The sequence below is a fragment of the Arthrobacter sp. P1_H7 genome (genome assembly GCF_056405215.1).
On record NZ_JBFUCO010000034.1, the window covers coordinates 1 to 18,668 of the forward strand.

Below are 18,668 nucleotides of genomic sequence, written 5' to 3' on the forward strand. Positions count from 1 at the left end.
AGCCCTCCACACCACGCTCGAAAACAGGCTCTAAGCACTAAGACACACCGGCGTCGACCGCGGCACCGCCATCATCCGCCGCTACCCAACCCAGCCACAAGGCCGTTTTCTCAAACCACAACGCCGCGAAGCGGCTCCACAGCTCGAAAAGCTGTTGTTTTCTAAGATGGTCTCACAGGTGAGGAGCGACCCAGGGCGGCCGTCCCTGTGAATCGCAGCGGTATTTGGCGTCGTTTGTCAGCGCTATATGGCGGGTGTCCTTCGAAGTACAAGAGGGGTTCGGGAAGATGTTCGTCGATTGCGCCCAGCTCAAGACTGCCGGATCTAGCCGAGCACGATCCTCCGACGGAGTCCACTGGACGTTCGCCCATTTGTCGGTGCCTTTGCGTGCGAACTGGCTGGATACGGCTTCCTGTTCGCGGGACAGAACGTTGACCGCGAACTTCCCCGTGTCGCGGATTCTCGGGTAGGTGGTGGAGGTCTTCATGACGCTGAACGACACGAGCGGCGGGTCGACGGACACGCTGTAGAACGACTGACATGTGAACCCGATGGGTCCGTCATCGCCGCGCCCGGTGATGACGGTGATCCCGGAAGCGTACTGGCCGACCGCGCTGCGGAACAGTCCGGAATCAATGCCTCGAGTGTCGGTTCTCGTCATGTCAACTTTCGGCATGTCGAGGGTGCTCCTTCTAGCTGTGGGCGGGTTCCGGTAGCTGTCATGTCAGGTAGCCGACGCGGCAATTCGGGGGTCGATCCCGTATTGCGCCGGTGCGCCGAGGTGGTCCCGGAGGGTCGTGCCTTCGTAGTCATGGTGGAAGAGTCCGCGTTCCTGCAATAGGGGGACGACCTCGTCGACGAAGGTGTTGATGCCGTCTTCGTTGATATCGATGGAGACCCAGAACCCGTCGCAGGCGCCGGCTTCGAACCATTCCTGCATGTGATCCGCGGTGACCGAGGCTGGACCGACAGGGGTGGGGTGGTAGTCGATGACGCCGTGCGCGAGAATGTCGCGGATCTTCCACCCTTCGCGCGCGACTTCAAGAGCGCGCGTGGAGCGCGGATCAAACGGACTGGGACTTGCCGCAGCCAGCTGGGCGGGAGTCAATGGTTCATCGAGCTGACTGGCATTAAGGCTCAGGTTCAGCATCGATCCCAAGTAGGGGACCCGTGCTTGGGCGGTGAGTTCACCCAAGGCCACGCGGCGGTCCAGGGCCTCCCGCCTGGTGGGGGCGATGGCCGGCATGACTCCGGCGAAGAACTTCACTTCGTCGGGGTCGCGGCCTGCCCGGCGGGCCGCCTCCCGGAGCGCCTCACGCTGGTTACGGGCGTCCTCGATGGTGAACACGGCGCCGATGACCGCGCTTGCATACCGGCCGGCGAGTTCTGCCCCGTTCCCTCCGCCGCCAGCGGAGAAGATCACGGGCTGGCCTTGCTCGGACGGGGGGATGGGCAGCGGGCCGCGGGACGCGACATATTCGCCCTGCAGGTTGATGGGCTGGATCTTCGCCGGGTCAGCGAACCGGCCAGTGGCGGTGTCCTTCACCCACGCGTCCTGCTGCCAACTGCCCCACAGAGCCTGAGTGATCTGGATGGTCTCGTGGGCGCGCTGGTAACGCTGTGGCCGAGGCGCAATCGTCCGACCGTAGTTCGCGGCAGCGGCCGGGTCGCTGGTGGTCACCGCGTTCCAGCCGACGCGACCGTGGCTCATCACGTCGAGAGCTTTGAACTGGCGCGCGATGTTGAAGGGTTCGTTGAACGTCGTGGAGCCGGTGGCCACGAGGCCGATCCGCCTGGTCTCACGGGCGATGGCCGCCAGAGTCATCATGGGCTCAAGGGTGATCATGAGCGATTCGCGGGTCAGGTCCGCCTGCTCACCAAGGAAATCAGGCAGAAACAAGAACGCGAACTTACCTCGCTCGGCGGCCTGCGCGTAGCGAACCTGTGCATCGAAGCTGGTGTAGTTCGCGGGGTCCACCCCCGGGGCCCTCCATGCCGAGCCCTGCGACCCGTACCCGTTGCCGAGGTGCAGCCCTAGGATCATCTGTTTTCCGGTTGTCATATTTTCCTCTGCGAGTAGGCCGGTCGGTTCAGTGATGGGCGGCACGATTGATCGCGACGGTTTCCTCGCGTGAGGGCATCTCATTCAGGGAACCGAAGTGCTCCATCAGTCGGTCGCGCGTGCCCGGCGCTTTGTCCTTTTCGGCGACGGCGAGAGCCTGACCGAGGTCCTCGAGGCCCAGCTCGGTGCAGTAGGCCGGGGTTCCGGGCTGCTGGCGCCACGACTCGGCGAGGGGGCCGGCGTCGTACGCGTCGAAGCCGCTGTCGTCCACGAGCTGCATCACGGTTGCGCGAGCCTCTGCTGAGTCACCCGCGACCGGGATCGCGATCCGGTTGGGGCTGCCGGCCGGCTGCCCCATGCTCCGCTGCGTCTCAGCCAACGCCGCGTTCCAGGCCTTCACGACCGGGCGTCCCAGCTGCTCCTGGCTCCACAGGCTCTCGACCTGCCCGTCAATGACGGCCTCGATGTGCCCGTTCATTCCGGGGTAGTAGTTTGACGCGTCTACGACCACCGTGTTCTCCGGCACGGTCGTGACCAGGTCCTTGAGCTTGGGCTGGACACCGAACGGGATCGCTAGGATGACGACGTCCCTGTCCTGGGTCACAGCCTCCAGCTCGGCCGGCTGCGCACCCGCATTGGATACCTCAGCGCTGACACTCTCGGGTCCGCGCGCATCTGCGATGAGCACCTCGTGCCCGGCTTCACTGAGTCGACGTGCAATGTTGCCGCCGATTGCTCCGGCGCCGATGACAGAAACCTTCATGGGTGTTCCTCTTTCGTTCGTGTGAAGCACAGCCCTGTGGGTTGCGCTCTGGATAAGTGGTTCCGGGGGGGCTTGCTGTTCCGTGCGCCAACCAGCATGATTGATGTACGCAATTTCCCGTACATCTACAGTAGACCATGTACGCGTAAAGCGGTACATCTTTACGCGTCGCGGATTAGGATAGGAACCATGGCTAGTCGCTTGGCAAACCCGCTCACCATCCCTGCCGAGGACGAGTTCGATCTCTTCGATGTGATGTCAGCCCTCACCGACCCGGTGCGTAGGGCGATCATCGAGCAGCTAGCTGAAGAACCGGGTCGGGCCTGCAGCAACGCGGACTACGGCGTCTCCAAGTCCGCCCTCACGCGCCACTGGCGCATTCTGCGCGAGTCAGGTCTCATCAGGCAGGAGGTGCAGGGAAACAGGCACCGCAACTGGCTCCGCCGCGAAGAACTCGATCGACGCTTTCCCGGACTCCTGGCACTCGTCCTCGACGAATCAACTCACGGCTCAAAATCGTCCTAGCTGCCGGACACCAGGGCTTCCACTCGTCCTGGAGCTGTCGACCCGGCAGGCGGCCAGGTCAATACCGTAGGCAGCTGTAGCACCCGGTGCTAAGAGCGGCCCTTGGGCGATCGATACCCAGACCTGGACTCAGCTCAGGAGGGAAGACTCGCGGGAGTGTGCGACTATCTCTTCACCCGGTTGGCCCGGCAAGGAGCTTTCTGATCTCGGCGAGCTTTGCTTCAGACTCTTCGAGGCTCAGGCGGAGCCCCTCGACCGTTGCGGTACTCGTGTCGGCCGCATCGACGGGCGGTGCGGAAGTCTTCTTGGGAGCCAGGAAGAAGTTGGCCAGGTAGCCGGTGAATGTGCCGAAGATGCCGACACCGACGACGATGATGCCTGTCCCGATCATGCGGCCCGCATCGGTGACCGGATATTGGTCACCGTATCCGACTGTCGAGATCGTGACGATCGTGTACCAGAGGGAGTCCGAGGCGGTCGTGATGTTGGCCCCCGGGGCGTTCTGCTCGACGCTGAGAACCGCAAGGCTCCCGAATTCCAGCACGAAAATGCCCATGATCAGCAGTATGTACAGGGAGCTGCCGGCCCGATCTTTGAGCAGCGCGCGGCCGACCGTGTGGATACCGACATCGCGGAGCAGGCGGTACACCCGGGCAAGCCGGAAGACGCGCAGGATCTTGAACTGCGCCAAGGGCACGCTGGCCAACAGGTCGGCCCAGCCGAAGTGCTTGAAGAAATAGGCGCCCGCCGATGGCGCGGTGAAGATCCGGAAGAGGAAGTCGGCGACGAAGATCATGCTGAACAGGGCGTTCATCGCCCTGAGTACGGTGTCGAGCGACTCGTCCTGCGCGGCATACAAGAGTACGAGATTGACGATCGACAGGATCGAAAGGATACCGATGAAGATTTCGTATCCGATGCTCTTCAGTTCATTGCGTTCCTTGCTCATGTGAGGATTCTGGCACGCAGCAACGGCGTAGCCGAGACTATTCCAGGAGTAGGGTTTGCCTTGGCAGACGAAGGGGTCGCCAGACGAAAGGGTCCAAATGAGCTACAAATATCGAACCGTACGGGTTCGCGGCACTGACCTGGTTGGAACCATCGCGCGCAAACACGGGGGCGCGCCCGAGATCTACGAAACCTCGAAGGACCCGAGCACCTCAGTCGTTCCAGTGTTTTTCCAGGCAACGGGTGAGGTCAGATTCTTCGACAGGTCAATGCTGGAGGACGTCGTGACGCCGGCCAGCTAGCAGCTGCTGCCCGGGCTTTACATGCCCGCGCCCATGTAAAGGAAGCTAGCCGCTGTCTTCGAATGACCTTCCGCGGATCGACGTCGGCACTGGCTCCGCGCGCCTGTCAGCGCTTCTAAGGCGTTGGCCCGTGGGCTGGGCCGCGCGAAAACAGCGTACTCACGAGCCGGACCCCAAAGTCCTTGTCCAGCGGTGACCCGCTCAGGAAGAACCGGTAGTAGATCGGCCCCAGCAGGAGGTCGGTGAGCATCTCGGCGTCGACGTCCGGGCTCAAGTCTCCTCTGGAGATGCCCCGCTCCACCAGGCGGCGTACATCCGCCACCCGGCGGTTCACCACCCGCTCCCGGTAGGCACGCGCAAGTTCGGGGTCCGCAGCGACCTCCGATACTAGGCCCTGCATGATGCGGCCTATCAGGGTGGAGTTTAGAAGCTCGACGGTGCGGTCAACCACCGCCGCCAGTTCGGCGTAGGTGTCCCCAATATCCGGCGTCGTCCCCAGGTACTCGACCGAGTCCAGCAGGACGGCCAGTGCGAGGTCGGTCTTGGACCGATATCGGCGGTAGATGGTCGTCTTGGCCACGCCGGAACGGTTCGCCACGCCCTCGACAGTCAGGCCGTTGACTCCAAACTCCGCCAGCATTTCCCTCGTGGCGGCAAGAATCAACTTCTCCGTCCGCGCACGCCGACCCGTGTCCGCGGGTTGCGGGGCCCCGGCCATCCCGTCCTCGCCCGTCATTGTGGGGTTAGCCACATCCACGCCCCTTCCCGTTTCCGCCCCAGAGGCGCTAAAGTTAATAACGCTACGCAACGTAGCGTTTCAAATATGGTTGAAACAATCCCCACCCGACAAACCCACAACCACCCTACGCACTTTCAGGAGCGCCCACATGGCCACAGATCGTTACCAACGCGGACTCGACCGCATGATGGAACTCGTCTCCACGGAACACGCCAACACCTTCGACCACGTCAAGCTCGTCGAGTCCTACAAGAGCCTGGACGAGGACCTGTCCGACTACATCGTCTCCTTCGCCTTCGGGGACATCTACTCCCGGACTGGCCTGACCCAGCAGGAACAGACAATGGTGACCATCTCCACGCTGGTCGCTCTGGGCACCGAGCCCCAGTTGAAGTTGCACATCAACACCGGCTTCAACGTGGGCCTGACCAGAGAGAAGATCGTCGGTGCCCTGATCCACTGCATCCCCTACATCGGGTTCCCGCGTGTGCTCAACGCACTGACCCTCGTCAAGGAGGTCATGGCAGAGCGCGGTCTGACCCCGGACTCACCCACGGACTGAGATGTTTCTCCGCCCATCGCCTCCCACAATCTCCTCCCTCATACTCAAGGAACGCTCATGCATCTGGTAATTGGACTCGGACCCATCGGTGGAAACATCGGCGCACACCTCGCCGAACTGGGACAGAAGGTCTACGGCTACGACTTCAACCAGGACCGCATCCGCGAGTGGTCGGAGGAGACCCGGTCCCCGGCCGGCAGTGATATGGCGGCCGTCGACTGGCCATCGGTCGATAGCGTCCACATTGCGGTGCGGTTGGCCGACCAAGTCTCCTCCGTGTTCGAGGCCCTTAAGAACCACACCGAACGGCCGCTGACCGTCTTCGTCCACACCACGCTCGCACCCGCGGACGCCCGGAGGATCTTTGCGTCGGCTCCGGAGTCCTGGCGCGCGTTCGAAGCCCCGGTCTCAGGCGGCCCCCAGGGCGCACGTCACGGCTCGATGACCATCTTCCTCGCCGGCCCCGCCCCCATCGATACCGACGACAGGCTGCTGGCCGACATCTCCGGCCGTGTCTTCCGGATGCAGTCCTACGGCCAGCCGGCCCTGGTGAAACTCCTCAACAACGCCCTGGCCACCTGCAACCTGGCAGCCACCGCACGGATGCTCAACCTCGCAGCCGACCACGGAGTACGCGCCGAGGACCTCTTCGAGGTCATCGGTGTCTCGACCGGACAGAGCTGGATGAGCGACAACCTCGTCGACGTCCAGTACGACTTGCTCCTCAAGGATGTTGGCCTGCTCCGCGGTGAACTCGGCTCTCTCCCCACCGGAGACCTCAACGACGACGTCGAGCAAGCGATCCTCCAGGCGCGTGCCCTGCTGGGCGCCGATTCCGCAAACGAGTGAGCCCAGGTGAGCCAGCCGAGGCTGGCTCGGACGTCTCGCGCAGCCCGAGCACCGCGACCGCGGCGATACCGGCGGCCACCGCGCCAAAGATTGCCACCGGAAGCCAGCCCGACGGGCCCGGCCTGAGGAGAATTGCCGCGACCATCGGGGCGAATCCGGCAAGGAGGTTGCCGAGCTGGTTGCTGACGGCCATGCCAGTGAACCGGACGGGTGCCGGGAATTGCTCGGCGAAGAACGACGTCCACACGCCGTTGTAGCAGCTGAAAAACAGCGTCATGTTAAGGAACGCAAAAATCGCGATCAGCAGGATATCCGTCGTCGAAATCGCCCAAAGGTACCCGAAGATCGTGAGCGAACAGCCGGCAGAGGCGATCAGCATGGTTCGCTTCCGGCCGATAACGTCAGAGAGGTAGCCGGCCGCAGGGATGCCGGCAATCGACAGCGCAATTGCTCCGGAAATGACCGCGAGCATCGCGCTCCGGTCCACCCCGACCGAGGTTGCGTACGAAAGGCTGAACACGGCGAACAGGGTTTGCATCGCAGCCATCAGCGATGCCCCGGCGACCCGGATGACTTCCCGCCAGTGATACTTGAACACGTCGTTCAGCGGCAGCTTGCGAACCGCGCTTTCTTCCTTCGCCTCGGCAAACACCGGCGTTTCGTCCAGATGGCTCCGCACGTAGTAGGTAATAACGACGACGACGGCGCTCAGCCAGAAGGGAATCCTCCAGCCCCAGCTGTAAAGTTGATCGGCGGGCAGGAGCGCCACCGGCAGGAACACGATAGTCGCCAGCGAGCAGCCGACTGCGTAGCCGACCATAACGAAACTGGTGAAGAATCCACGGCGCCCGACGGGGGAGTGCTCGACAGTCAACGTCGAGGCTCCCGCCGACTCGGCCCCCGCGGAAAAGCCTTGCACGACGCGCAGCACCACCAGCAGTGCCGGAGCCAACAGGCCCACCTGGTCGTACGTCGGAAGACAGCCGATGGCGAAGGAGGCGATGCCCATCATGACGACCGTGGCCAGCATGACGCGCTTGCGGCCGATTCGATCGCCGAAGTGCCCCATCACCACCGCACCGACGGGCCGAGCCACGTAGCCCACTGCGAAGGTGGCGAACGATGCGATCAGCGCAACGGTGGGGTCGCCGGAGGGAAAGAACAGCACATTGAAAACGAGGGCGGCCGCGGCGCCGTACACGAAAAAGTCGTAGTACTCCAGGGCACTGCCGAGCAGCGCGGCTGTGGCCGCCCGCCGCGGTGTCATCGCGGGCCGCGAAGATATTGCGTGTGTCATTTGTTTCTCCTTTGAAACAGAACTGTGGGTCGGCGCATCGAGACATCCGGTCTTCACAATCGACGGTGATGATGCGACGGAATTGGGACGAGGTTGGTGGGCAGTGCCTGGCCGGCGCTGCAATCGCGTGCCTGCTTCCACCGTAGGGGCGTGGTCCGCGTCACAGGTGTTCCGATGTGGAACAGCTGACGGGATCTGCGCCCGGTGGCAGAACGGCCATGACCGAGGCAGAGACCAGGGGAGGGTACCGCTGAGAGTCCGCAAGGCGAAAGCACGGCCATCCAGTGCGGATGGCCGTGCTTTGTCGTTAGGAATGCTTTGCCTTTTGGGAATCGGAACCGCTCAGGAGAAGGCCGAGAGACCTGTGATTTCCCGTCCCAGGATCAGGGACTGGATGGAGTCGGTGCCTTCGTAGGTGTGGACCACTTCCATGTCGGTGAGGTGGCGGGCCACATGGTGTTCCAGCAGGATTCCGTTGCCGCCGAACATGTCCCGGGCATCCCGGCAGAGCGTTCGTGCCTTGTCCCCGGTAAACATCTTGGCCAGGGAAGCCTGCTCGTTGCTGAGCCGGCCCTCGTCCTGAAGCGCCGCCGTGCGGAAGCAGATCAGCTGCATGGCCGTCAGGTCCGCGAGCATGTTGGCGAGCTTGTTCTGCACGAGCTGGTAGCTGGCAATCGGGTGGCCGAACTGGACGCGTTCCCGGGCGTATTTGACCGCCATCTCGTAGGCGGCGGTGGCATGGCCGAGGGACTCCCAGGCCACGGTGCTGCGGGTGGTGTTGAGCACTGCTCCGACGTCGCGGAAGGACGTCGACTTGGCCAGCAGGTTTTCCGCGGGGATCCGCAGGCCCTCGATCTCGATCTGTGCCTGCTGGATGGCCCGCTTTGCCATCTTTCCCGTGATGGCCTCGGCGTGGTACCCGGCGGGGTAGGTGCCGTCGCCGTTCTTCTCCAGGACGAACGCCTTTACCTTCTGGTCCGCGGTGTCCCGGGCCCAGATGATGACGAGGTCCGCCACATGGCCCAGCCCGATCCAGCGTTTGGATCCGTTGATGACGTAGTGGTCACCATCCAGCCGGGCGGAGGTCTCCAGCGCCACAGAGTCTGAGCCGTGCGCCGGTTCTGTCAATGCGAAGGCGCCCAGCTTTTCCAGTCTGGCCATCGGCGGCAGCCAGCGCTGTTTCTGCTCGTCGCTTCCCAGCAGGTTGATGCTGCCCATCGCGAGCCCGGAGTGGACCGCATTGAAGGTGTTGATGCTGCCGTCGCCACGGGAGAGTTCCATTGCGACGAGTCCGGTCTGCAGCCGGGTGAGGCCCGGGCAGCCGTAGCCTTGGATCGCGGTGCCGATGATGCCCAGTTCCGCGAACTTTGGTACCAGCTGATAAGGGAAGTCCGCCTTCTCCCAGTATTCGTTGATGATGGGAGTGACGTCCTGCTCGACGAACGAACGCACCCGGGCGATCAAGGCACGGTCGGCGTCGTTGAGGTAGTCGTCCAATCCATAGAAGTCGGAATTGACGGACATTTCCGTTGTGGTTGTCATCAGTGCTCCTCGGGGGATCGTGTGGGAGTACCGGCAAGGCTGCCGGCCAAAACTGCGTTGTCCTCGCCGAGCCACGCGTGCACGCGCTCAGCGCCGCTGTCCAGATCGGGCGGGGTGAGGTCGTAGCTCACCGGGGTCCTGGAGAGCCGGATGGGGTTGCGGACGCCGGGCTGTGCGTTCTCGCCGTGCCCCACCGTCACGACGGGCTCCAGGCCGATCCGTTCGGCAAATTCAATCCCGGCCCGCAGATCCTGGATCGGCGCGCACGGGAGTTTCGCTTCGGTGAGGATGTCGAACCATTCGGAAGCGGTCCGGGTTGAGAGGCACTCCACCAGGAGCGGCCGCAGTTCCGTACGGTTGGCGCTGCGCAGCGCGGCCTTCTCGAAGCGCGGATCCGTGGCCAGCTCCGGGCGGCCGATGGTGGCGCAGAAGGTGCGGTATTGGGAGTCGTTGCCGATCGCAATGACCAGCTTCCCCTCGCCGGTCTCGAATGGCTCGTAGGGGTAGATGCTGGGGTGTTCGTTGCCCAGCCTGACCGGAACGGTCCCGCCCAGCACGACGGCCGCCGTCTGGTTCACCATGCCGGAGAGCGCGGAGGACATCAGGTTCATTTCCACCAGTTGGCCCTCGCCGATGCGGTCCCGGTGCCGGAGGGCGGCGAGGATGCCGATGCAGGCATGAAGGCCGGTGATGACGTCGAACACCGCGACTCCGGAACGGAAAGGCCCGGTGTCCGGCGCTCCGGTGAGGTCCATCAGTCCGGACAGCGCCTGGATCAACAGGTCGTAGCCGGGGAGCTGGGCGCCGCCGGCGGTCCCGAAGCCCGTGATCGAGGCGTAGACAACGTCCTTGTTGGTGGCCGCGACGGTGTCGTAGTCCAGTCCGTAGCGCACCAGGTCACCCGGTTTGAAGTTTTCGACGACGACGTCGGCCCGTTCCGCGATGCGCTGGGCCGTCCTGCGGTCGTCCGGATCGCGCAGATCGAGCTTGATCGAGGTCTTGTTGCGGTTGATCGAGAGGAAATACGTCGAGTCGTCTCCGCGGGTGGGCGGGCGCCATGCCCGGGTCTCGTCGCCGGCCGGGCTCTCAATCTTGATGACAGTCGCCCCGAGATCGGCCAGCAGCATGGTGCAGTATGGTCCGGCCAGCACCCTGCCGAAATCTGCGATGACGATGCCGCTGAGCGGGCCATCTGAACTGCGGCCGAATGCCGACGTCTCAGGGGTGGCGGAGTGTTGGCTGTCCATCGATGGGCTCCTCGCATAGTGTTCTCTCCCTCCACCATGACGGAGGGCATTGCTATCCGTCCAATACTTATTGATGGCCCTTTTGTTGCGTCAGGTGCAATAATCACTCGCATGGAGATCCAACAGATCCGAGCCTTCCTGGCGGTGGCAGAAGAGCTGCACTTCGGCCGCGCGGCCGAAAAACTTCACATGGCGCAGCCTCCGGTCAGCCGCAGTATCCAGCAGCTGGAACGTGAGCTGGGAACCCGGCTGTTCGACCGAAGTACCCGCAGCGTCAAGCTGACAGGCGCCGGAGAAGCGTTCATCGGGCCGGCAACGGAGATCATCGATGCGACGCGCCGGGCGAGCATCGCGGTCCGTGCCGCGGACAAGGGCGAAGTCGGGCGCGTCCGGGTGGCCTATGCCGGCGCCTCCACCCATACTCTGGTGGGCCGGCTCGCCCGGGAGGTCCGGCGCGACCACCCGGGTATCCAGATCGAACTCTTCAGCCAGAATTTTGCGCAACCTGCCATGGACCGTGTCCTCAGCGGCGACATGGACATCGCCCTCGGTCGCTGGGACTACATTGCCGCCGGTATCGAAACGCGGCTGCTTGCGGCGGAGGACCTCGTCGTGGCCGTACCGGCAAGCCACCGCCTGGCCAATGCCGCGGAGGCCCGGATGGCTGACTTCCAGGGCGACGTTTTTGTTTCGCTGCCGCCCCATGCAGGGGCCGTATTGAACGACCGGCTCCGCCGGCTCACTCACGCCGCCGGGTTCGAGCTCGACGTCGTCCAGATCGTCCCGGATTCCTGGACGGCCCTGTCGCTGGTGGCAGCGGAGGTCGGCTGCACGCTCACGCTGTCCTCGGTGGCCGAGTCGGTCACGGATCCCCATGTGCGTTTTGTGCGCCTGGTGGACAAGACCATTCCGGTGGAGCTGCGCATGGCCTGGCGGCGGGACAACTCCAGCCCCGCCTTGCGGGCGGTCCTGGAGTTGGCTGAGAGGATCTTGCCCGGCGCCGGATGACAAATGCCGGATGACTGGTCAGGTCGCCATGGACTCGGGTGTTTCGATCCCCAGTGCGCGCAGCTTCCGGTAGAGCGTGGTCCGGCCCATGCCTAAGGATTCCGCGGCGACCGAACGGTTCCCGCCGCTCTGTTCGAGTGCGGCCACGATCGCATCGCGCTCGAGGGATTCGAGTTTGGAGAGTTTCCGCCTGCCAGTGCTTCTGAGATGTTCCGGGAGGTCATTGGCCTGCACTACTCGTCCGGGATGCGCCCACCCGAGTGATTCGAGGGTGGCGCGCAGCTCGGCGACATTGCCCGGCCAGTGCCAGCGCATGAGCCCCTGCAGCGCCGCTGCGGAGAGCGTGGATCTGTCGGCCGGAGCGGCTGCGTCCAGAAAATGTGCCGCCAGTACCGGGATTCGTTCCTTGGTGGCGGAGAGGCTCGGCACATTCACGCGCGCGGCGATCTGGGACACCACTTCGGATACGAAGTCCGGGCATGCGTCCGGATTCATCGTCAACACCAGCCGGGCCGGGGAGGGGCCGGTCGTGTCGCTGTTCTGCGGTGTGCCTGCGTGTGTGGCGCCCGCCGGCAGCCCGGCCGGCTGCTGCCGCACCGCCACATCCAGCGCCTTGAGCCTGTTGAGCTCGCTCCGGGGAAGATCCTCCAGGTGCCGCAGGACAACGCTCCGGCCTGCCGCGATCGCCTCGCGGCAGTCAGAGAACCAGGTGGCATCCTGTTCCCCGGGAAGCAGGCAGGCGTCGAGGATCAGCGGATTCGGGCCGGAGTCCTGCCCGTTGAGCCAGGCGAGTGTGTGGTGAAGCTTGCCGGAGCCGCCCAGCCCGCAAACAGCAATCGCCCCGGGTCCCTGACCTGCCCGATCAAAAGCATTCCGCACGATGTGCCCAAACGCCGCCCCGACGCCCGAAGAGTCGCCGACGGCCACCCCAGGCTCGGCCTTCCCCGGACTGCTCGCGGCTTCGGGAATGCGGGAGAGCTCCAGGGCGAAGGCAGAGCTCCCGCCGGAATCGTCAATTCGCTGGACCGTGGCATCGACCTTCAGGGAGGGAATTTCGATGGTTTGTTTGGCGCCGGTCCACTCGAGGCCACGCAATTGTTCCCACAGGGTGGTGTGCAGTTCGCTGCTCATGACGGCCAGTCCGGAGACGTTGGTCATGACGGCCTGGGCGTCGAGCATGATGACCGGGGCCGTGGAGGAGCTCAGACGCAGTTGCGACATTCCAAGGGCCAGTCCTGTCGCGCTGCCGAGATCGAGCAGTCGGCGTTCGATCTGGCCGCCTGCTTCCCGGGCCATGGCCAGCATGAGGGGGTTGTCCAAGGCGGTGTCGCAGGCGAAGGAGATGGACCCCAGTACCCGGCGGGTGACGGGGTGCAGGATCGGTGCCCCTGAACACGACAGGGGCGCCAGTGCCTCGTTGAAATGCTCGGCTCCGCGGACAAAAACGGCCTGGCGTCCTTCGATGGGGGTGCCCAGCCCGTTCGTTCCGACTGAGCGCTCCGAGAAACTGAATCCTTCGGCCGCATTTGCCCCATCGAACCGGTTGCCGTGCGCCCTGTCCCCGAGCCTGCGGGCGATGATCTGACCGGACTGGTCACTGAGGAACAGGGATATGCCCATGCCGTTGAGGCTTTCCAGCCAATGGTCCATCACGCTCTTGGCGGCCCGGATAAGGATTCCGTCCGGATCGAAGTCGTTGACGAACAGGAATGCCTCAGGCCTTGCCGAGGCCTCCACGCCGATGGAGCGGCGCCAGCTGTGCTCGATATCCGGGGAGACGATTTCCGTCAGTTGGGTCCCATTCAGGAGGCCACGGCGGATGAGTTGTTCCCGGGCAGCGCGGAGCGCATCGTCGGGCACCTTCCTGGGGTTTTGCATGGCTGGTCAGCCCTGGGCTCCGACTGCCGCACGCAGGACGACGCGTCCGGGGACGCCGCCGTGCGTCAGCTTGTCCAGGCTCTCGCCAACAGATGCGGCTGAGAGTTCGGCGTCGATGATGGGGATGTGGGGAATGGCGTCCTGCTTGGCTAAGGCGATGAGCTGGTTCAGCTCTTCCGGGGTCCCCACGAAGCTGCCTTGGATAGTGAGCATCTTGAGGGCCATGAGCGCGGTGGGCACGGTCAGTTCGCCGCCGAAGAGCCCGACTTGGATCAGCCGGCCGCCCTTGCGCAGGGAATCGAAGGCTACCGGCGCCGTCTGGCTGTTGTTCACGAAGTCAATGACGGCCGCCACGGGCCCGCCGCTGGCTGCAACGATCTTTGCGCTGAGGCCCTGGTCTGTGGACTGGACGGTGGTGGTTGCGCCAACCTGCCGCGCGAGCTCGAGGTTGCGTTCGGAAATGTCGACGGCGCAAATGGCGTGGTGCCCCAGCGCGCTCAAAGTGGCGATTGCGGTGAGTCCCACCCCGCCGGCGCCGATCACCACGACGGGTTCATCGGGTCCAAGCGGAAGGACCTTGTTCACGGCGCTGAAGGCCGTCAGCCCGGAGCAGGCCAGCGTGGCAGCCCAGCTGAGGTCCAAACCCTCGATATCCACCAGGTACTTTTCGTCACGGACCAGGATCTGCTCTGCGTAGCCTCCGTGCTCCGCGACTCCGAGGTTGCGTCCATTGGCACAGACGTTGTCGCGGCCGGCAAGGCAATCCCGGCATGTGCCGCAGCCGATCCAGGGATAGACCAGCCGGATGTCCCCGGGTTTGGTCCCGTGCACACGGTCGCCGACCTTCTCGACGCCGCCGACGACTTCGTGCCCCATGACCAGCGGGTAAGTGACGCCCCGGTCCGCCAGCTTCAAGGCGCCGCGGCTGCCCAGATCGTACGAACCTTCACGAAGATGGGTGTCCGTGTGGCACACGCCGGAACGGATGACCCTCAAGAGGACCTCGGTTCCCGACGGCATCGGGTCCGGCAGTTCGATGTCCTGGATTTCTGGGCTGTCTTGGAAAACGGCAAAAGCGTGCATGGTGACCTCGCATCGTTGCGCAGACTGTATTGATTCAAGAATGACACCAGTTCTGATGGGTATCCAATACTAAATCGACGCCCCTTTGATGCCCTGAGCGCAACAATCACGTGCCGTGTGCGTGTTCCAAAGTGGAACACTGAGCCGGCGCAAATGTGACCCACGCTATATGTAGCGGCAAACGCAGCCAACATCCGATCCATCCGCACCCTGGACAACGCGGGGGCGCTCTCCATACGAAGGAGTATGAGATGACTATCTCGACCGAAGCAGCAGTGACTGAAACATCTCAGGCGACCGATCCTCTCCGCGACCTGTACGCGGACTGGTCCACCATCATCGCCACCACCCCGGATCTGACGATGCGCCTGTTCCGCAGCATCTTCGACGAGTGGCACCAGCCCACGCGGGAACCTGAAGAAGTCACGTACAAGGAGGACGTCGTCGGCGGCGTCCCCGGCATCTGGGCCTTCCCGGAAGGGGCCGACCGCACGAAGGTGCTGCTTTACACCCACGGCGGCGGCTTCGCCGTTGGCTCCGCGTCAAGCCACCGCAAGCTTGCCGGCCACGTTGCCAAGGCAGTCGGCGTCGTCTCCTTTGTCCTGGACTACCGCCGGGCGCCCGAGCACCCCCACCCCGCCCAGGTCGAAGACGGTGTGGCTGCCTTCAAGGCCCTCGTCGAGAGCGGCATCCACCCGCAGGACATCACCACCGTTGGCGACTCCGCCGGTGGCAACCTTGCGGTTGCCATTCCCCTGGCGCTCAAGCAGCAGGGCGAGCCGCTGCCCGGCCAGGTCATCGCCTTCTCACCCTGGCTGGACATGGAGAACAAGGGCGAAACGCTGATCACCAACGACGCCACGGACGCACTGATCACGGCGCCGCTGCTCGAGGGCATGATCGCGGGTGTTCTGGGGGACTCCGTCAACCCGCAGAATCCGCTGGCCAACCCCCTTTACGCCGACTTCGCCGGGTTCCCCCGCCTTTACATCACCGCGGGCTCGTCCGAATCCCTCCTGGACAATGCCACCCGCCTCAACGCGCTGGCGGAAGCCGCCGGCGTCGACGTGACGCTCTCCATCGGCGAAGGACAGCAGCACGTGTACCCGTTCCTGGCCGGCAACTCCGAGGTCGCTGACGCCGAACTCGCCCGAATTGCCGGCTGGTACAAGTACTAAGCCCCGGCCACTTCACTACAAGACCTGAAGCACAAAGGAGTATTTCATCATGGCCGAAGAACAGGGGCAGACTGCCTCCACCACCCCCACCGCCGAATTCGACGCCGTCGTCGTTGGCGCCGGCTTTGGCGGCATCTACATGCTGCACAAGTTGCGCAACGAACTGGGCCTCAACGTCCGCGCCTTCGACCGCGCCGGGGGCGTGGGCGGCACCTGGTACTGGAACCGTTACCCGGGTGCGTTGTCGGACACCGAGAGCTTCGTGTACCGCTACTCCTTCGACGACGAATTGCTGAAGGAATGGGACTGGACGCACAAGTACGTCACCCAGCCCGAAATCCTCAAGTACCTCGAACACGTGGTTGACCGGTACGAGCTGCGCAAGGACATCCAGCTCAACACCGGCGTCATCTCGGCCCGCTACGACGAATCTGCCGACCGCTGGGTCATCGGCACGGATACCGGCGAAACCATCACGGCGAAGTACATCGTCAACGGCCTCGGCCTGCTCTCGGCCACCAATATCCCCAACATCCCGGGCATCGACTCGTTCGAGGGCAAGATCTACCACTCCGGCGCCTGGCCCGAAGGCGTGGACCTGACTGGCAAGCGCGTCGGCGTGATCGGCACCGGATCCACAGGCCTGCAGATCATCACCGCCATCGCACCCAAGGTCGGTCACCTCACCGTCTTCCAGCGCTCTCCGCAGTACAGCGTCCCGGTCGGCAACACCACTGTCACTCCGGAGTACGTCGCATCCGTCAAGAAGGACTACCCCAAAATCTGGGAACAGGTCCGGGCCTCCGGCGTCGCCTTTGGATTCGAGGAAAGCACCGTTCCAGCCATGAGTGTGTCCGAAACGGACCGTCAGGCAGTCTTCCAGAAGGCCTGGGAAGAAGGCGGCGGATTCCGCTTCATGTTCAACACTTTCGGCGACATCGCTACGGACCGGGAAGCCAACGAAGCTGCCGCATCCTTTGTCCGCGGCAAGATCGCCGAGATCGTCAAGGACCCGGAGACGGCCCGCAAGCTCACCCCGACCGACCTTTACGCCAAGCGCCCCCTCTGCGACAGCGGCTACTACGCCACCTTCAACCGGGACAACGTTGAGCTGGTATCCGTGAAGGAGACGCCGATTCTCGAGCTGACACCTAAGGGCATCAGGACGTCCGATGGCGTGGAGCACGAGCTCGATGTGCTGATTTTCGCCACGGGCTTCGACGCCGTGGATGGCAATTACACCCGGATGGACATCCGTGGGCGCGGCGGCGAAACCATCCAGGACCACTGGAAGGAAGGGCCCACAAGCTACCTCGGCATCACCACCGCCGGATTCCCGAACATGTTCATGATCCTCGGTCCCAACGGCCCCTTCACCAACCTGCCGCCGAGCATTGAAGCCCAGGTTGAGTGGATCTCGCAGCTGATCAAGGACGCAGAAACCGGCCAAGTGGCTTCTGTGGAGCCGACGGCCGAGGCCGAAGAAGCCTGGACCGAGACCTGCCACGCGATCGCCGAGATTACGCTCTTCCCGAAGGCAGACTCATGGATCTTCGGCGCCAACATCCCGGGCAAGAAGAAGACAGTCATGTTCTACCTCGGCGGCCTCGGCAATTACCGTAACAAGCTCGCCGACGTCCGCGACGCGGGCTATGAAGGCTTCGAGCTGAAGGCACTCGTTCCCGTGGAGTAACCACGATCAAACGACAGCGACGGCGGCTGCCACACCTTGGGGGAGTGGTAGCCGCCGTTCTGCGTTGGCGACCATCGCTGGGGCGGTCGCCTAGTGGCGGGCTCGCGGGCGGCCTCGCACCGAGCTTTGGTAGGCGGTAATTCAGCCCCGTTCCGGAGAAGCTCAGCCCCGGTAACGAGTCTCGTGGAGACAAACCCGGATCGGGGCGCCCGTGCCGGCTTCGTGCGGGCACCGTTTCCGTCGCATCAATATTGTCGGTGGCTCCTGAGATGATCTGCGTGTGGAGAGCAGGACAGCGGAGAGCAGGACAGCATTGAGTGCGGAGATGTTGAGTGCGGAGAGCGGGGCGGCCGTGGAGGCCGTCGCCGCGTCCGTTGCCGTGCTGGCTGCCTTGGCCGGATCGGGCGCTGACCGATCCGATCCGCCTGCCGTCGATTCTTCGCCGGACGCGGATCCGTTGCGGCGTCTGGCGGACGGGTGCCTGGACGGACTCGCCGAGGTGGCCCGGCTGGAGGCCCGGACCGCGGCGCTGAAGGTTCAGTTGGCCGCCGACTACGCTCAGGCGGCCAGGTTCCTGGCCCCGCCGGCGCCGTCCGCGCGGGACCGTGCCGTTCAGGAGATGGCTCTGGTGGCCGAGGTCGCGTGTGTCCTGACGGTCAGCGAACGCAGCGCCGGCGCCCTGCTGGCCGAGTCCCGGGCCCTGACGACGGCGCTGCCACTGACCCTGGCCGCGCTGCGGGCCGGCACGATCTCCTGGGCCCACGCCCGGATCCTCGTGGAGGAAACCGCCGGCCTGGACCGGGCCGGCGCGGCCGGGCTCGAAGCGCACTTCCTGGACCCCGCCGCGCCCAACGCGGCCCGCGGCTGCCCGGCCGGGGACCTCGTTCCGGCCCGGTTCCGGGCCAAGGCACGCACCTGGCGCGAACGCCACCACCCGGCCAGCATCGAGACACGCCACGCCACAAGCGCCGCGGACCGGCGGGTCGAGTTCG

17 protein-coding genes and 1 pseudogene are annotated in these 18,668 nt (G+C 64.3%); 8 read left to right on the forward strand and 10 right to left on the reverse strand.

Annotated features, from left to right (window positions below; all coding sequences use genetic code 11):
* Positions 1 to 172: 172 nt before the first annotated feature.
* The 3 genes from AC1DXI_RS20505 to AC1DXI_RS20515 are packed head-to-tail and all read right to left on the reverse strand — an operon-like array spanning position 173 to position 2,825.
* Entirely contained in the window at positions 173 to 676 is a 504-nt protein-coding gene (locus AC1DXI_RS20505) for a flavin reductase family protein (protein ID WP_476940114.1), read from the reverse strand.
* A 48-nt stretch (positions 677 to 724) separates the two neighbouring features.
* On the reverse strand, positions 725 to 2,062 hold the full coding sequence (locus AC1DXI_RS20510; protein WP_476940115.1) for an NtaA/DmoA family FMN-dependent monooxygenase: 1,338 nt from the start codon (positions 2,060 to 2,062) through the stop codon (positions 725 to 727).
* Between the two features lie 28 nt (positions 2,063 to 2,090).
* On the reverse strand, positions 2,091 to 2,825 hold the full coding sequence (locus tag AC1DXI_RS20515; RefSeq protein WP_476940116.1) for an NADPH-dependent F420 reductase: 735 nt from the start codon (positions 2,823 to 2,825) through the stop codon (positions 2,091 to 2,093).
* A 189-nt stretch (positions 2,826 to 3,014) separates the two neighbouring features.
* On the opposite strand from AC1DXI_RS20515, the gene AC1DXI_RS20520 reads away from it, so the two are divergent.
* Positions 3,015 to 3,350 carry an ArsR/SmtB family transcription factor gene (locus AC1DXI_RS20520; protein ID WP_476940117.1) on the forward strand — a complete coding sequence of 112 codons (336 nt, stop codon included), beginning with the start codon at positions 3,015 to 3,017 and terminating at the stop codon, positions 3,348 to 3,350.
* Positions 3,351 to 3,522: 172 nt separating this feature from the next.
* Here the strand turns inward: AC1DXI_RS20520 and AC1DXI_RS20525 are convergent, their stop codons facing one another.
* A complete protein-coding gene (locus tag AC1DXI_RS20525; protein WP_476940118.1) occupies positions 3,523 to 4,299 on the reverse strand; it encodes an ion transporter in 777 nt (258 codons plus the stop codon).
* 97 nt (positions 4,300 to 4,396) lie between these two features.
* Here AC1DXI_RS20525 and AC1DXI_RS20530 point away from each other — a divergent pair, with 97 nt between their 5' ends.
* A complete protein-coding gene (locus AC1DXI_RS20530) occupies positions 4,397 to 4,600 on the forward strand; it encodes a hypothetical protein (RefSeq protein WP_043435465.1) in 204 nt (67 codons plus the stop codon).
* Positions 4,601 to 4,715: 115 nt separating this feature from the next.
* Here the strand turns inward: AC1DXI_RS20530 and AC1DXI_RS20535 are convergent, their stop codons facing one another.
* Positions 4,716 to 5,351, reverse strand: coding sequence for a TetR/AcrR family transcriptional regulator (locus AC1DXI_RS20535; protein WP_476940119.1), 636 nt, complete (start codon positions 5,349 to 5,351; stop codon positions 4,716 to 4,718).
* Positions 5,352 to 5,487: 136 nt separating this feature from the next.
* On the opposite strand from AC1DXI_RS20535, the gene AC1DXI_RS20540 reads away from it, so the two are divergent.
* Together AC1DXI_RS20540 and AC1DXI_RS20545 are read left to right on the forward strand one after the other, a co-directional pair.
* Positions 5,488 to 5,901, forward strand: coding sequence for a carboxymuconolactone decarboxylase family protein (locus AC1DXI_RS20540; protein ID WP_476940120.1), 414 nt, complete (start codon positions 5,488 to 5,490; stop codon positions 5,899 to 5,901).
* 57 nt (positions 5,902 to 5,958) lie between these two features.
* Complete coding sequence (locus AC1DXI_RS20545) at positions 5,959 to 6,750, forward strand: NAD(P)-dependent oxidoreductase (protein WP_476940121.1); 792 nt, start codon at positions 5,959 to 5,961, stop codon at positions 6,748 to 6,750.
* On the opposite strand, the gene AC1DXI_RS20550 is transcribed toward AC1DXI_RS20545, so the two are convergent.
* The 3 genes from AC1DXI_RS20550 to AC1DXI_RS20560 form a co-directional block, all read right to left on the reverse strand.
* Positions 6,680 to 8,047, reverse strand: coding sequence for an MFS transporter (locus AC1DXI_RS20550; RefSeq protein ID WP_476940122.1), 1,368 nt, complete (start codon positions 8,045 to 8,047; stop codon positions 6,680 to 6,682). The two genes, AC1DXI_RS20545 and AC1DXI_RS20550, sit on opposite strands and share 71 nt — an antisense overlap.
* 342 nt (positions 8,048 to 8,389) lie before the next feature.
* The gene (locus tag AC1DXI_RS20555; RefSeq protein ID WP_476940123.1) at positions 8,390 to 9,589 is read right to left on the reverse strand and encodes an acyl-CoA dehydrogenase family protein; all 1,200 of its coding nucleotides are present in this window, start codon (positions 9,587 to 9,589) and stop codon (positions 8,390 to 8,392) included.
* Positions 9,589 to 10,836 carry a CaiB/BaiF CoA transferase family protein gene (locus AC1DXI_RS20560; protein ID WP_476940124.1) on the reverse strand — a complete coding sequence of 416 codons (1,248 nt, stop codon included), beginning with the start codon at positions 10,834 to 10,836 and terminating at the stop codon, positions 9,589 to 9,591. The genes AC1DXI_RS20555 and AC1DXI_RS20560 overlap by 1 nt, the downstream gene beginning before the upstream one ends.
* 111 nt (positions 10,837 to 10,947) lie before the next feature.
* Between AC1DXI_RS20560 and AC1DXI_RS20565 the strand changes: the two genes are divergently transcribed.
* A complete protein-coding gene (locus AC1DXI_RS20565) occupies positions 10,948 to 11,844 on the forward strand; it encodes a LysR family transcriptional regulator (protein ID WP_476940125.1) in 897 nt (298 codons plus the stop codon).
* Between the two features lie 18 nt (positions 11,845 to 11,862).
* Here AC1DXI_RS20565 and AC1DXI_RS20570 read toward each other — a convergent pair whose 3' ends face one another.
* Together AC1DXI_RS20570 and AC1DXI_RS20575 are read right to left on the reverse strand one after the other, a co-directional pair.
* Positions 11,863 to 13,722 carry a sigma-54-dependent Fis family transcriptional regulator gene (locus AC1DXI_RS20570; RefSeq protein WP_476940126.1) on the reverse strand — a complete coding sequence of 620 codons (1,860 nt, stop codon included), beginning with the start codon at positions 13,720 to 13,722 and terminating at the stop codon, positions 11,863 to 11,865.
* 6 nt (positions 13,723 to 13,728) lie between these two features.
* The gene (locus AC1DXI_RS20575; protein WP_476940127.1) at positions 13,729 to 14,805 is read right to left on the reverse strand and encodes an alcohol dehydrogenase; all 1,077 of its coding nucleotides are present in this window, start codon (positions 14,803 to 14,805) and stop codon (positions 13,729 to 13,731) included.
* A gap of 251 nt (positions 14,806 to 15,056) precedes the next feature.
* On the opposite strand from AC1DXI_RS20575, the gene AC1DXI_RS20580 reads away from it, so the two are divergent.
* From AC1DXI_RS20580 to AC1DXI_RS20590, 3 genes and pseudogenes are all read left to right on the forward strand, one after another.
* On the forward strand, positions 15,057 to 15,983 hold the full coding sequence (locus AC1DXI_RS20580) for an alpha/beta hydrolase (protein WP_476940128.1): 927 nt from the start codon (positions 15,057 to 15,059) through the stop codon (positions 15,981 to 15,983).
* A 49-nt stretch (positions 15,984 to 16,032) separates the two neighbouring features.
* Positions 16,033 to 17,676, forward strand: coding sequence for a flavin-containing monooxygenase (locus AC1DXI_RS20585; RefSeq protein ID WP_476940129.1), 1,644 nt, complete (start codon positions 16,033 to 16,035; stop codon positions 17,674 to 17,676).
* 325 nt (positions 17,677 to 18,001) lie between these two features.
* Positions 18,002 to 18,668 (forward strand): annotated as a pseudogene (locus AC1DXI_RS20590) (HNH endonuclease signature motif containing protein); the annotation flags it as partial.

Bases quoted from the DNA above. Each gene is read 5' to 3' on its own strand.
- AC1DXI_RS20530 (WP_043435465.1), top strand. From the start codon at position 4,397: ATGAGCTACAAATATCGAACCGTACGGGTTCGCGGCACTGACCTGGTT.
- AC1DXI_RS20555 (WP_476940123.1), bottom strand. From the start codon at position 9,589: ATGACAACCACAACGGAAATGTCCGTCAATTCCGACTTCTATGGATTG.
- AC1DXI_RS20550 (WP_476940122.1), bottom strand. From the start codon at position 8,047: ATGACACACGCAATATCTTCGCGGCCCGCGATGACACCGCGGCGGGCG.
- AC1DXI_RS20580 (WP_476940128.1), top strand. From the start codon at position 15,057: ATGACTATCTCGACCGAAGCAGCAGTGACTGAAACATCTCAGGCGACC.
- AC1DXI_RS20515 (WP_476940116.1), bottom strand. From the start codon at position 2,825: ATGAAGGTTTCTGTCATCGGCGCCGGAGCAATCGGCGGCAACATTGCA.
- AC1DXI_RS20545 (WP_476940121.1), top strand. From the start codon at position 5,959: ATGCATCTGGTAATTGGACTCGGACCCATCGGTGGAAACATCGGCGCA.
- AC1DXI_RS20505 (WP_476940114.1), bottom strand. From the start codon at position 676: ATGCCGAAAGTTGACATGACGAGAACCGACACTCGAGGCATTGATTCC.
- AC1DXI_RS20520 (WP_476940117.1), top strand. From the start codon at position 3,015: ATGGCTAGTCGCTTGGCAAACCCGCTCACCATCCCTGCCGAGGACGAG.
- AC1DXI_RS20510 (WP_476940115.1), bottom strand. From the start codon at position 2,062: ATGACAACCGGAAAACAGATGATCCTAGGGCTGCACCTCGGCAACGGG.
- AC1DXI_RS20525 (WP_476940118.1), bottom strand. From the start codon at position 4,299: ATGAGCAAGGAACGCAATGAACTGAAGAGCATCGGATACGAAATCTTC.
- AC1DXI_RS20570 (WP_476940126.1), bottom strand. From the start codon at position 13,722: ATGCAAAACCCCAGGAAGGTGCCCGACGATGCGCTCCGCGCTGCCCGG.
- AC1DXI_RS20540 (WP_476940120.1), top strand. From the start codon at position 5,488: ATGGCCACAGATCGTTACCAACGCGGACTCGACCGCATGATGGAACTC.
- AC1DXI_RS20560 (WP_476940124.1), bottom strand. From the start codon at position 10,836: ATGGACAGCCAACACTCCGCCACCCCTGAGACGTCGGCATTCGGCCGC.
- AC1DXI_RS20575 (WP_476940127.1), bottom strand. From the start codon at position 14,805: ATGCACGCTTTTGCCGTTTTCCAAGACAGCCCAGAAATCCAGGACATC.
- AC1DXI_RS20565 (WP_476940125.1), top strand. From the start codon at position 10,948: ATGGAGATCCAACAGATCCGAGCCTTCCTGGCGGTGGCAGAAGAGCTG.
- AC1DXI_RS20585 (WP_476940129.1), top strand. From the start codon at position 16,033: ATGGCCGAAGAACAGGGGCAGACTGCCTCCACCACCCCCACCGCCGAA.